Source organism: Winslowiella sp. 2C04 (genome assembly GCF_050037805.1).
Taxonomy (GTDB): Bacteria; Pseudomonadota; Gammaproteobacteria; order Enterobacterales; family Enterobacteriaceae; genus Erwinia; species Erwinia toletana_A.
In genome coordinates this window covers 3,986,843-3,999,673 of record NZ_CP188300.1, presented here as the reverse complement: position 1 = coordinate 3,999,673, position 12,831 = coordinate 3,986,843, and the positions used below count along the sequence as shown (strand labels likewise).

The window sequence follows — 12,831 nt, the reverse complement described above, 5'->3', positions numbered from 1 at the left end:
AATCTTCTGTATTTCCTGTCAGCAGGCTAAAAAAGTATGAAAAAGTGGCCTTCAGGGTAGACAATCGACAGGGCGATCATTAGAATGCGCGCAATTTGCCAAAAATCGACATCTCAGGCGGTTTTTACATTGATTCAGGCTATGATTATGAATTAATATGCAGATATTGTGACTGTTTATTCCCTGGAGGACGTTTTGATTAAGTCAGCGCTATTGGTTCTGGAAGACGGAACCCAATTCCACGGTCGGGCCATTGGGGCAGTAGGATCGGCAGTGGGTGAAGTCGTTTTCAACACTTCAATGACCGGTTATCAAGAAATCCTCACAGATCCTTCCTATTCTCGCCAGATCGTCACCCTTACTTATCCCCATATCGGCAATGTCGGCACCAATGCTGCTGACGAAGAATCCTCTCAGGTACATGCACAAGGCCTCGTTATTCGCGACCTGCCGCTTATCGCCAGCAACTATCGCAATGAAGAAGGGCTGTCTGAATACCTGAAGCGCAACAATATTGTTGCTATCGCCGATATCGACACCCGTAAGCTGACCCGTCTGCTGCGCGAGAAAGGTGCACAGAATGGCTGCATTATTGCCGGTGACGCGCCGGATGCTGAACTGGCACTGCAAAAAGCGAAAGCCTTCCCTGGCCTGAAGGGCATGGACCTGGCAAAAGAAGTGACCACCCAGGAGTCTTACAGCTGGCTGCAAGGCAGCTGGACGTTACAGGACGAACTGCCGGCACAGAGCAACGCCAGCGAGCTGCCGTTCCACGTGGTGGCCTATGACTACGGTGCCAAACGCAACATTCTGCGGATGCTGGTTGACCGCGGCTGTCGCCTGACGGTAGTTCCGGCGCAGACGCCGGCTGATGAAGTACTGAAGCTCAATCCTGACGGCATTTTCCTGTCGAACGGACCGGGTGACCCGGAGCCTTGTGACTACGCCATCTCCGCGATTCAGTCTTTCCTTGAAACCGATATCCCGCTTTTTGGCATCTGCCTTGGCCACCAGTTGCTGGCACTGGCCAGCGGCGCGAAGACCGTCAAAATGAAACTTGGCCACCACGGCGGCAACCATCCGGTGAAAGATCTGGATAACGACTGCGTGATGATCACTGCCCAGAACCACGGTTTCGCCGTAGATGACAGCAATTTACCGGCCAATTTGCGGGTAACTCATACATCGCTGTTTGATCATACGGTGCAGGGTATTCACCGCACCGATAAAGCGGCGTTCAGCTTCCAGGGGCACCCTGAAGCCAGCCCGGGCCCTCATGATGCCGCGCCGCTGTTCGATCACTTTATCGAGCTGATTAAAGCTTACCGTTCAACCGCAAAATAATCAGGAGCGAGAAAATGCCAAAACGTAACGACATAAAAAGTATCCTGATTCTTGGCGCTGGCCCGATCGTCATCGGCCAGGCTTGTGAATTCGACTACTCTGGCGCGCAAGCCTGTAAAGCGCTGCGCGAAGAGGGTTACCGGGTGATTCTGGTTAACTCTAACCCGGCAACCATTATGACCGACCCGGAAATGGCCGATGCTACTTATATCGAGCCGATTCACTGGGAAGTGGTGCGTAAAATCATTGAAAAAGAGCGCCCGGACGCGGTACTGCCAACCATGGGTGGCCAGACGGCGCTGAACTGTGCGCTGGAACTGGAGCGCCAGGGTGTGTTGGCCGAGTTTGGCGTAACGATGATCGGTGCGACTGCCGATGCCATTGATAAAGCGGAAGACCGCCAGCGCTTTGATAAAGCGATGAAGAAAATCGGTCTGGAAACCGCCCGCTCCGGTATTGCGCACAATATGGAAGAAGCGCTGGCGGTGGCGGAAGATGTTGGCTTCCCGTGCATTATTCGTCCTTCTTTCACCATGGGCGGCACCGGCGGCGGTATTGCTTATAATCGTGAAGAGTTCGAAGAAATTTGTGAGCGCGGTCTCGACCTGTCGCCAACCAATGAGCTGCTGATTGATGAGTCGCTGATTGGCTGGAAAGAGTATGAGATGGAAGTGGTGCGTGATAAAAACGACAACTGCATCATCGTCTGCTCAATCGAAAACTTCGACGCCATGGGTATCCATACCGGTGACTCGATTACCGTTGCGCCAGCGCAGACGCTGACCGACAAAGAGTATCAAATCATGCGTAACGCCTCGATGGCGGTACTGCGTGAGATTGGCGTGGAAACCGGTGGTTCTAACGTGCAGTTCTCGGTCAACCCGAAGAATGGCCGTCTGATCATTATCGAAATGAACCCGCGTGTTTCCCGCTCTTCTGCTCTGGCATCGAAAGCCACCGGCTTCCCGATTGCCAAAGTGGCGGCCAAACTGGCGGTAGGCTACACGCTGGATGAGCTGATGAACGATATCACCGGTGGCCTGACCCCGGCTTCGTTCGAGCCGTCAATCGATTATGTTGTGACCAAAATCCCACGCTTTAACTTCGAGAAATTTGCCGGTGCCAATGATCGTCTGACCACCCAGATGAAGTCGGTCGGTGAAGTGATGGCGATTGGTCGTACGCTACAGGAATCGATGCAGAAAGCGTTGCGCGGCCTGGAAGTGGGCGCTAACGGCTTCGACCCGAAAGTCAGCCTTGACGATCCGGAAGCCCTGACCCGCATTCGCCGCGAACTGAAAGATGCGGGCGCTGACCGGATCTGGTACGTGGCCGACGCTTTCCGTGCCGGTATGTCGGTCGACGGCGTATTTAACCTGACCAATATTGACCGTTGGTTCCTGGTACAAATCGAAGAGCTGGTGCGCCTGGAAGAGCAGGTTGCACGCGAAGGCGTAAATGGCCTGACGAAAGATTTCCTGCGCGCTCTGAAGCGTAAAGGCTTTGCCGATGCGCGTCTGTCTGACCTTGCTGGCGTGTCCGAATCAGAAGTCCGCAAGCTGCGTGAGCAGTACAATCTGCACCCAGTCTATAAACGCGTGGATACCTGTGCGGCAGAATTTGCCACGGATACTGCTTATATGTACTCGACCTATGAAGACGAGTGCGAAGCGAATCCAAACCATGACCGCGATAAAATCATGGTGCTGGGTGGTGGTCCAAACCGCATCGGCCAAGGCATTGAATTCGATTACTGCTGCGTGCACGCCTCGCTGGCACTGCGCGAAGACGGCTTCGAGACCATTATGGTCAACTGTAACCCGGAAACCGTCTCTACCGACTATGACACCTCTGACCGCCTCTACTTTGAACCGGTAACGCTGGAAGATGTGCTGGAAATCGTCCGCATCGAGAAGCCGAAAGGCGTCATCGTGCAGTACGGCGGTCAGACGCCACTGAAACTGGCGCGTGCGCTGGAGGCCGCCGGTGTACCGGTGATTGGCACCAGCCCGGATGCCATTGACCGTGCAGAAGACCGTGAGCGTTTCCAGCAGGCGGTAGACCGTCTCGGCCTGAAACAGCCCGCTAACGCCACGGTAACCGCACTGGAGCATGCGGTTGAGAAAGCGGTGCAGATCGGTTACCCGCTGGTGGTGCGCCCTTCTTATGTACTGGGTGGCCGGGCGATGGAAATCGTTTACGATGAAATCGACCTGAAACGCTACTTCCAGACGGCCGTTTCTGTATCCAACGATGCGCCGGTGCTGCTGGATCGCTTCCTTGATGATGCGGTTGAAGTTGACGTTGATGCGATTTGCGACGGCGAGCGCGTGCTGATTGGCGGCATCATGGAGCATATCGAGCAGGCAGGCGTGCACTCCGGTGACTCCGCATGTTCACTGCCGGCCTACACGCTGAGTGTGGAAATTCAGAACGTGATGCGCCAGCAGGTTGAAAAACTGGCGTTTGAACTCTGCGTCCGTGGCCTGATGAACGTCCAGTTCGCGGTTAAGGATAATGAAGTTTACCTGATTGAAGTCAACCCACGTGCCGCGCGTACCGTGCCGTTTGTGTCGAAAGCCACTGGTGTACCTTTGGCGAAAGTGGCGGCGCGCGTGATGGCCGGAAAATCGCTGACCGAGCAGGGCGTCACTGAAGAGGTGATTCCACCTTACTACTCAGTGAAAGAAGTGGTGCTGCCATTTAACAAGTTCCAGGGCGTTGACCCGATTCTTGGCCCTGAAATGCGCTCTACCGGTGAAGTGATGGGCGTTGGCCGCACCTTCGCGGAAGCCTTTGCCAAAGCGATGCTGGGTGCGCAGTCCAATATGAAGAAATCGGGCCGTGCGCTGCTGTCGGTGCGTGAAGGCGATAAGAAACGCATTGTTGACCTTGCGGCGAAACTACAGAAGTTTGGTTTCGAGCTGGATGCGACCCACGGTACCGCAGTGGTGCTGGGTGAAGCGGGTATTAATCCACGCCTGGTGAATAAGGTGCATGAAGGCCGCCCACACATTCAGGATCGACTGAAAAATGGTGAGTATGCCTATATCGTTAATACCACCGCCGGTCGTCAGGCGATTGAAGATTCGAAGCTGATTCGCCGCAGCGCGTTGCAGTATAAAGTCCACTATGACACCACGCTGAACGGCGGCTTTGCCACCGCGATGGCGCTGAATGCTGACCCGACTGAGCAGGTGATTTCCGTGCAGGAGATGCACGCGCAGATTAAAGGCTAAGTTGCCTGTAATAAAAAATCCCCGCACGGCGGGGATTTTTTTTATTCTTTTCAACGAGCAGGTTTTCAGGACAGCGCCACTTTAATCCCTAATCCAATCAACACGCCGCCCAGCAGTTTATCAATCAGTTTCTGTGCTTTAGTCAGGCCGCGACGCACCGGTGCGCTCTGTATCAGAAACACCAGCATTGGCCACCAGACTATCGACAAACTCAGAATGATGCCGGCATACCACATCTTTTCGCCAAAACCTGAATCGATGCTCAGTACCTGAGTAAACACCGAGAGGAAAAACAGCGTGGCTTTCGGGTTAAGCAAATTGCACAGATAACCCTGTAAGAAAGCTTTCTTCAGCGAAGTTTGCTCGCGCTGCACATTGCTCAGATCCATTTTACTGTTACCGCGCGCCAGTAGCGCCTGCACACCGATATAGATCAAATAGCCAGCACCGGCGTATTTCAGCAACATAAACAGCCACGGAGTGGTGGTAATCACTACCGCCAGCCCCGCGACGCAATAGGTCATATGGGTGGCGACGCCAGAAATCACGCCAAGTGAAGTTACCAGTGCAGTACCACGGGTATAGCGTGCGGCATTTTTAATAATCAGGAAAAAATCCGGGCCGGGAGAGAGCATTCCCAGGGTTGCGAGGGTCGCAACAAACAAGCTGGTTTCTAACATGGTAGTAATCTGAGTCAAAATAGAAAGCGCAAGTTTAGCACGTGTTATGCCGAATGGTGGTGCATCCTGTCAGCGCTCCGCTTGTGATTTACATGAGCGAAACGCATTCATTTGATTAGAAAATCAATTAATGTCTTCACTCTTTTGGTTTTGCCCGCATTTCTCGGGTAATAGAGATACACTGGCGGGTAGGTTTTCCAGAAATTCTCCATCACGGGGATAAATTTTTCTTTGTCCGGCTGTAAGCTGTGGATCGGCTCAAATAATCTTCCGATACCCAGGCCGTTGCGTATTCCATCGGCCATAACGTCAATATCGTTGCTGGTTAACTGGCCGGGCATTTCAACCGTCAGTTGTTCCCCGTTGTAGTCCAGGATCAGTGGAAGAATACGATTATTGGTAATAAATCGATAACCAATAAGCTTGTGCTGATAGAGCGCGGCGGGCGTCGTCGGGATACCGAACTCCTCAAGATAAGCCGATGACGCATAAAGCCCTTCACGAAACGGTTTCATCAACTGTCGGGCCACTACGCCGCCCTCCAGGATATCGCCAAAGCGAATCCCCAAATCAAAACGTTCCTTAATGATATCAACAGTGCCGTCGTAGACAGAAATTTCAAGTCGAATGCCGGGGTGTTGTTGGCAAAAGGCTGCCATAACCGGTTTAAGTATCAGCAGATAAGCGAAGCGGGAAAGCGTAATTCTGACCAGGCCTGAGGGTTCATGATTCTGATCACGGATACTTTCCAGCGATTCCTCAAGCGAGTCTATCGCTGCTGATGTCTGCTCAAGCAGCTGTTGCCCGGCGTCCGTCAGTTCAATACGCCGTGTTGTACGAACAAAAAGCGGGTGTCCGATATGCTGCTCAAGTAATTTAAGCGCCTTACTGACGGAGGGGGGAGTAATCTCAAGCTTTCTGGCGGCAGCGGAAATATTGCCCTCGCGAGCAATGCTTTGAAAGATGCGTATCTGGTTATAAATCACATTGTTCATCACGTCATCCTGAAGCAATAGCCTGCTGATTATTAACTACAGGCTAAATATCTTTAAGTTGATAATCACCTAATCTAATCAAATTTGCCAGCTTATACTTCCTTCCAGCTCCTCACTGATAATTAAATTCAGCAGACAACAAACTTCATTCTGGCCGATCGGATAATGCTTTATCCGACCCTTATTCAGGAAAACATCATGAAAGAATTACCAAAAATAGCGCTGGGAACCTGGTCCTGGGGAGCGGGATTTGCGGGTGGAGATACCGTATTCGGAAACCATCTTTCCGATCGGCAGATGGAAGAAGTGTTCCGCACTGCCATGGATAAAGGGCTTAACCTGTGGGATACCGCCGCCGTCTACGGGATGGGAAGCTCAGAAGCAGCGCTGGGTAAATTAGTTCGTCAGTATCCGCGAGAAGAGATCATCTTATCGACCAAGTTTACTCCGCAAATAGCTGACGAGCAGTCGGCCATGCCGATGAGTAGCATGCTTGAGGCGAGTATTGAGCGCCTGGGCGTTGAGGAGATTGATATCTACTGGATCCATAACCCGTTTGATGTGGAAAAGTGGACGCCGGGACTTATTCCGCTGTTGCAGAGCGGCAAGGTTAAACAGGTTGGCGTATCTAATCACAGCCTGGAGCAAATAAAGCGGGTAAATGAGATTCTGCAATCGGCAGGGTTCACTGTGAATGCCGTTCAGAATCACTATAGCCTGCTCTACCAATCATCGGCAGACGCAGGGATCCTCGATTATTGTCATAAAAACAACATCACTTTCTTTGCTTATATGGTGCTGGAGCAAGGTGCGTTGAGTGGCCATTACAACTCGCAAAATCCTATGCCAGCAGGCAGTGGGCGTGCGGAAACCTATAACAAGGTTTTACCGCAGCTTGAACAATTAACCCAGGCGATGAAAGTGATGGGAGAGGCCAAAAACGCCAGTGTTGCGCAGATTGCCATCGCATGGGCAATTGCGAAAGGCACGCTGCCAATCATTGGTGCGACAAAAGTACACCATGTTCTGGACGCAGCCGGGGCAACGGAAATTCAGCTCGGCGCTGAAGATATGGCAACGCTGGAACGCCTGGCAAGAGATGCTGGGGTGGATACGCGGGGAGCGTGGGAACAACCTATGGCATAGCGTAAAGTTATCGAGAATGCCGCCAGCTAACACCTTTTACGTGGCGGCCTGGCGCAGGGCGAATAAGTCAGTGAAAACAAGTGCAGTGGTGAAGTCAGCGGGGTCGGCCGCGAGAAGTGACACGGTTTAGCGCCCTGATGATAACCGCTGGGGTAAATCAGGTTAATTATTAGCTTTTGGCTAAAAGTGATTGAGCTATTGATACCCTAATAAACAGAACGCGATCGACATATACTGAAGGCCTGTTAACTAACTAACTTTTAATTTATTGAAAATGAACAATATTCTGATTGTTTCCGGTCATCCTAATCTGAGCGAGTCCATTGCTAACGCGACAATTTTACATGAGTTAGCCACGGCACTGCCTGAGGCTGAAGTTCGCCGCCTCGACTGGCTCTATCCGGACCACAAAATTAATGCAGAAGCAGAGCAGAAGAGCCTGCTGCAAGCTGACGTGATCATCTGGCAATTCCCATTCTCCTGGTATTCACTGCCTGGAATAATGAAATTATGGCTGGATGAGGTTTTTGTACATGGGTTCGCGCACGGTTCAACGGCCCGCCTTGGCGGTAAAAAACTTATTCTTTCATTTACCACCGGTGCACCGCAGGCGCTCTATTCATCGGAAGGGTTCTTTGCGCATAACATCGAAGATTACCTCATCCAGTTTGAAACCACTGCCAGACTCTGCAATCTGGATTTGCAAAAACCGGTGTATACCTGCGGCATTAACTATGCTGACAGAGATGAAAATAAAATAGCACAACAAAAAGTAATCGCTAAAGAGCATGCTTCACGACTGATCGCGCTTTTGAAATCTTTATCTCCGGAGCTGAAATTGGCTGTGTAAAAGAGAGGTGTTAATTGTTTATTATTAATATTACGGTAAAAGAAACGTTGTCACCTGAGCAGCATGAATCCCTGTTTATTCGTCATGCGCAATGGTTTAAACACTATTTCTCTGCAGGAAAATTTGTCATTGTCGGGCCTTATTCCGATCGGGAAAGAGCAGGTGTCATCATAGCCAACATCGATAATCATCATGAGCTGATAACCATTCTTGGTGAGGACTCCTATTATCCCGATCTGGCCACTTATGAGGTAAGTGAATTTTTCCCTAAAATGATTGCGGAGAACCTGCATCAGCTTCAGGAATTATGAGAAGAAGCAGATAACTGATTTGATTGACTGGAAAATAAGGATGGAATGGAAACCTGATTTATTGTCGAAGTTTAATGCTGAAGATGATGTGAAAAGCTGTGTATCTTTAATCATCGTGAGATGCACAGACGTAAATAAAAGATTGGAGTCAATATGATAAAAAAAATGATACTGGCTTGCCTTGTGGCATTCTCTGGTGTTTCATCAGCGCTGGCGGTCACGCCAGCCTACTATGTTGCAGAATTTCAGCCTACCGATCGGGATGCAATCAAACCTTACAGTGCTCAGGTCGAAGCCACCTTTGTACCTTACGGCGGACGCTTTATTGTTCGCGGCGGTGAGCCTGATATTAAGGAAGGATTTGGTGCACAAGGTCGGCTGGTCATTATTAAGTTTGACAGTCTGAAACGCGCTCAGGACTGGTACAACTCTTCAGAGTATCAAAAAATTATACCACTACGTCATCGTGCCGGAAATTCTCGCACTTATATCGTTGAAGGTTTACCTGGGCAGGAACCTGATCGATCTTAAAAACGTCAACAATTCTCAACGTTATTTTGACCTGGCCGTTACAGGAGAAGTGAATGAGCTGGATTAACTTATGCAAGACTGCAAAATTCATTACGCTTATTGTTTTGTTTCTGATACCAGTCAGCAAAGCAATTGGCAATGATAAGACCAATATCAAAACGCTGGTTATCGTTTCTCATCCTTATCCGGAAAGATCTGTTTTAACTAAAGGGTTGCAGCAGGCCGCGGAAAGCATGGAAGGCGTGACGGTGCGTAATCTTGAATCGATATATGGTTTTGACACCCGCAAAATAAATGGTGAAGAAGAGCGCCGGATAATGCGCGATCACTCACGTATCGTTTTTCTGTTCCCGACGCATTGGTTTAATATTACGCCGATGATGAAGGCCTGGCTCAATGATACCTGGGGTAGCGTCGGGCCGGGTTCATGGCAGGGAAAAGAGATGCTTGTTGTCAGCACTGCCGCTGGAGGCGCATCAACTTACGGAGAGGCGGGCAGAATCGGCGTTACGCTTGCTGATGTCTTTTTACCGATGAAAGCCAGCGCCCTGCATACCGGTATGACTTACCTGCCACCGCTGGTATTCCAGAATGCCAGTGGCAGTAATTTAGCGGTATATCAGCGTCAGCTTATTGAACGTCTGAAAAGGTAAGCAGACGGACACTTACTCTACAATCCATAATTAAATAAGGCACCTCGTGAAATATCTCATCGCTATGACGCTCTGCCTGCTGTTGGGTAGCCCAGCATTTGCCACCAGTACCATCCCATTGGATAAAGCCGTTATGAACATTTTTGAACTTGGCATTAAAACGGGAAAAAATCAGCAGTATGATGAAGTCGCCAGAAGCAATATTTCCTCCTCGGTCAGGAATGAAAGTGGCACATTGGCGATGTACTCACTCAAACGCAAAGATGATCTCAATCAGGCGTATATGATCGAAATTTACGCCAATGAGGAGGCTTATAAAAAACATCTGGACTCAGAACCCTATCAGGCATTTGTTGCCCAGGCGCCTGAAATCATAGAGCAGAAGCGTAAAAAAGATGTCGTACCGCAATTTCTTGGCGATAAGCGCATCACACAAACGGAGAAGACGATAAATAACCTGGTTATTGTCGATGTGAAACCCAGCTATCAGCAGGCGTTTAAAAATGTCGTCCTTCCGGAAATGGCTGAGTCCTTGCGTGTTGAAGATGGCGTGCTGGCTATGTATGCCGCAACCGATGCGAAAGATGAAAATCGCTGGTATTTCTATGAAATTTACGCCAGCGAAGCGGATTATCAACTGCACAGAGAGACGCCACACTTTCGCGCATATATTGAGCAAACGGCAGAAATGACAACCGGAAAAGAGTCCATTCCTGTTGTGCCAGTGTTTCTCAGAAATAAAGGCAAGCTGGCGTTTAGTGATCGCTAGCACCGGAGTTTCAGTCGGCACGCTCTACCAGAGAAAACCGCTTACCGGGTTAAAGGATGAAGTCGGGTTGTCCAGTGCGCTATCGGCTTCGCCGTTTAGGTTCAAAAAATCATCTTAGCGTAAAATATTTTTCATTTCCCGAATGGGCCTCTGTCGGCGCATCGACAAAAGGCGCAGAGGGTTTAAAAAACCTTTACAACCTTTACGCAAATCCCGCCATCTCGCTATCGACGAAACTTTCGCCTTTACGTATGATGGCGCCAATTTAACCCTGTTGAGTTTCATATGATGATTAGCCTTATCGCGGCTTTGGCAGCCGATCGTGTTATTGGTATGGAAAACGCGATGCCGTGGAATTTGCCTGCGGATCTAGCCTGGTTCAAACGTAATACCCTGAATAAACCGGTGATTATGGGCCGCCTGACCTGGGAATCGATCGGCCGTCCGTTGCCGAATCGCCAGAATATCGTGGTCAGTAGCCAGCCTGGCAACGCAGATGGCGTGACCTGGGTGGCGTCAATTGACGAAGCGATTAAAGCTGCCGGTGAGGCGGAAGAGATTATGGTGATTGGCGGCGGGCGTGTTTACGAACAGCTGCTGAGCCGTGCCGATCGCCTTTATCTGACCCATATTGACGCTGAAGTTGAGGGCGATACTCACTTCCCGGATTACGAGCCTGATGAGTGGGAGTCCAGTTTTAGCGAGTTCCACGATGCAGATGCCAACAATTCGCACAGCTACTGCTTTGAAATTCTCGAACGCCGTTAACGGCGAGTAAATCGCTGCGTTTGCCTTTTGCCTACGCAGCGCTATTCAGCTTGTCGCGGTCAAACATTATGAGGTGGTATCAATCACTTCAAGATAGTAAATCATGGTCGCTGCGGGTGGAATCAGCGGTGGATTGCCTTCTTCACCATAAGCCAGTTCCGGCGGCACCACCAGAGTGATCGCCCCCTTTTGACCTGCCAGATAAATCGCATCCTGAAACAGCGGCGGATAGGCGTTCAGCTGCTGCGAGATGACGCTGCCACTGCGACCACTGTCGCTGACCACCGTGCCGTCGACCAAACTTTCTCTGATCCGAATAGTGATTTTGTCTGATGGGGCAACCACTCCCCGGCTTTTCTGCTCAATTTTATAGTAAAAGCCGGCAGGCGCACGGTGAGTTCCCGCCCGCTTAATAAACTTTTCGACAAAAGCCGCTCCAGCTAACTGATGACGGGAGGAGAAAGCTTCGGTCGCCTCCTGTAACGTTGAGCCCACAGTAAAAAGCACGTCGTTTACTTCCTCTTCCGATAACCGGCTACGCTGCTCAAGAAAATCCTGAATGCCTGATAAAACCGTCTGATTATCGGTTTTGATATTCAGCGCGCTGTTTCTCTTATTCATCTGCATGATATTGCGGCCAATCAGGATCCCGGCGGCGTAATCAGCTTTCATTTCGTCTGCCAGTGGGGTTAACACATTGTGGCGACTCGGCGCATCAGGCTGTAAATTCCGCGTCGGTAATGCGCTGCCCGCTATCGCGCCGGACAGCGGTGATATCACCGACAGCGCGGCAGAGAAAATGTCATGGCTGCTGATAAGCCCCGATGCTGGCCAGACAGCGGTTGGAAACAGCCCGGAGAGTAAATTTTTCTGCCTGGCCTGAGCGCTGTCCAGCGCGTTATTAAGTCGGCTTACTTCAAGCTGCAACTGTTTTATTTCTCGTGCAGATTGATCGCTCACCTGACTGAGTTTTTTCTTAAGTTGCGCAATCTGCCGATTTCTTTCACGAATACTTGCCCTATCAGCAGACCCGATGAGCTTTTTTTCGATTAACGCCGGAGGTGCCGGGGCTTTGGGTAGTGGCTCTTTTTGCGTGGGTAAGAAACGCTTTTCATCAAAATTGTTGATCGAACGATGAGTCTCTCCCGGGCCCCATGAAAAGTCTCTGGCCGATGATTTTCCGCAGAACAGCAGCAGGAAAAGTGTCAGTAATATCAGGAAAGATGAGCTTTTTATACTGACCGCCTCAGCGGCAAAAAAATCCTTGCAGTAATAAATCATTTGAATGCTCTTTAATTAAATAACGTAATGTCGGCGTGTTTATTTAACCTGTGCAGACGGAGATATTGATGAATAGTGTTTTCCGTCAATCTAAGACGTGAGTCAATTCACTCATCATCGCAGTATGCATAAAAAGTAATAATAAAATTAATGTTGGTCAATTTAAGCTTGTTAATAACACATTGCTAAAATGGAAATGGTCTTCCTGTATCAGCAAAAATAGACTGACGCCGTTCCTGTGAACTGGACTGTTTTCAGAGCAGG

12 protein-coding genes are annotated in these 12,831 nt (G+C 50.0%); 9 read left to right on the top strand and 3 right to left on the bottom strand.

From position 1 onward, the window contains the following. Positions 1-195 precede the first annotated feature (195 nt). Both carA and carB read left to right on the top strand, forming a co-directional pair. Positions 196-1,344: a glutamine-hydrolyzing carbamoyl-phosphate synthase small subunit gene (gene carA, locus ACP3TC_RS18175; protein WP_313855635.1), complete on the top strand. Its 1,149-nt coding sequence runs from the start codon at positions 196-198 to the stop codon at positions 1,342-1,344. 14 nt (positions 1,345-1,358) lie between these two features. Further along, positions 1,359-4,583 (top strand): carbamoyl-phosphate synthase large subunit, encoded by a 3,225-nt coding sequence (carB, locus tag ACP3TC_RS18170; RefSeq protein ID WP_313855636.1) that lies wholly within the window; start codon positions 1,359-1,361, stop codon positions 4,581-4,583. Positions 4,584-4,648: 65 nt separating this feature from the next. Here carB and ACP3TC_RS18165 read toward each other — a convergent pair whose 3' ends face one another. Next, complete coding sequence (locus ACP3TC_RS18165; protein ID WP_426816981.1) at positions 4,649-5,263, bottom strand: LysE family translocator; 615 nt, start codon at positions 5,261-5,263, stop codon at positions 4,649-4,651. A 107-nt stretch (positions 5,264-5,370) separates the two neighbouring features. Further along, positions 5,371-6,258 (bottom strand): LysR family transcriptional regulator, encoded by an 888-nt coding sequence (locus ACP3TC_RS18160; protein WP_313855639.1) that lies wholly within the window; start codon positions 6,256-6,258, stop codon positions 5,371-5,373. A gap of 198 nt (positions 6,259-6,456) precedes the next feature. Between ACP3TC_RS18160 and ACP3TC_RS18155 the strand changes: the two genes are divergently transcribed. The 7 genes from ACP3TC_RS18155 to folA all read left to right on the top strand — a co-directional run bounded on the left by ACP3TC_RS18155 (position 6,457) and on the right by folA (position 11,286). Further along, complete coding sequence (locus ACP3TC_RS18155; protein WP_426816980.1) at positions 6,457-7,404, top strand: aldo/keto reductase; 948 nt, start codon at positions 6,457-6,459, stop codon at positions 7,402-7,404. Positions 7,405-7,678: 274 nt separating this feature from the next. Continuing rightward, on the top strand, positions 7,679-8,254 hold the full coding sequence (locus tag ACP3TC_RS18150) for an NAD(P)H-dependent oxidoreductase (RefSeq protein WP_426816979.1): 576 nt from the start codon (positions 7,679-7,681) through the stop codon (positions 8,252-8,254). A 14-nt stretch (positions 8,255-8,268) separates the two neighbouring features. Then, the gene (locus ACP3TC_RS18145) at positions 8,269-8,565 is read left to right on the top strand and encodes a YciI family protein (RefSeq protein WP_426816978.1); all 297 of its coding nucleotides are present in this window, start codon (positions 8,269-8,271) and stop codon (positions 8,563-8,565) included. 153 nt (positions 8,566-8,718) lie between these two features. Next, a complete protein-coding gene (locus ACP3TC_RS18140; RefSeq protein WP_426816977.1) occupies positions 8,719-9,096 on the top strand; it encodes a DUF1330 domain-containing protein in 378 nt (125 codons plus the stop codon). 53 nt (positions 9,097-9,149) lie between these two features. Further along, the gene (locus ACP3TC_RS18135) at positions 9,150-9,749 is read left to right on the top strand and encodes an NAD(P)H-dependent oxidoreductase (RefSeq protein ID WP_426816976.1); all 600 of its coding nucleotides are present in this window, start codon (positions 9,150-9,152) and stop codon (positions 9,747-9,749) included. A gap of 46 nt (positions 9,750-9,795) precedes the next feature. Continuing rightward, on the top strand, positions 9,796-10,518 hold the full coding sequence (locus ACP3TC_RS18130; RefSeq protein ID WP_426816975.1) for a putative quinol monooxygenase: 723 nt from the start codon (positions 9,796-9,798) through the stop codon (positions 10,516-10,518). Positions 10,519-10,806: 288 nt separating this feature from the next. Beyond that, a complete protein-coding gene (gene folA, locus ACP3TC_RS18125) occupies positions 10,807-11,286 on the top strand; it encodes a type 3 dihydrofolate reductase (protein WP_313857585.1) in 480 nt (159 codons plus the stop codon). Between the two features lie 66 nt (positions 11,287-11,352). On the opposite strand, the gene ACP3TC_RS18120 is transcribed toward folA, so the two are convergent. After that, a complete protein-coding gene (locus ACP3TC_RS18120) occupies positions 11,353-12,246 on the bottom strand; it encodes an FKBP-type peptidyl-prolyl cis-trans isomerase N-terminal domain-containing protein (protein WP_426816974.1) in 894 nt (297 codons plus the stop codon). Between the last annotated feature and the right edge of the window lie 585 nt (positions 12,247-12,831).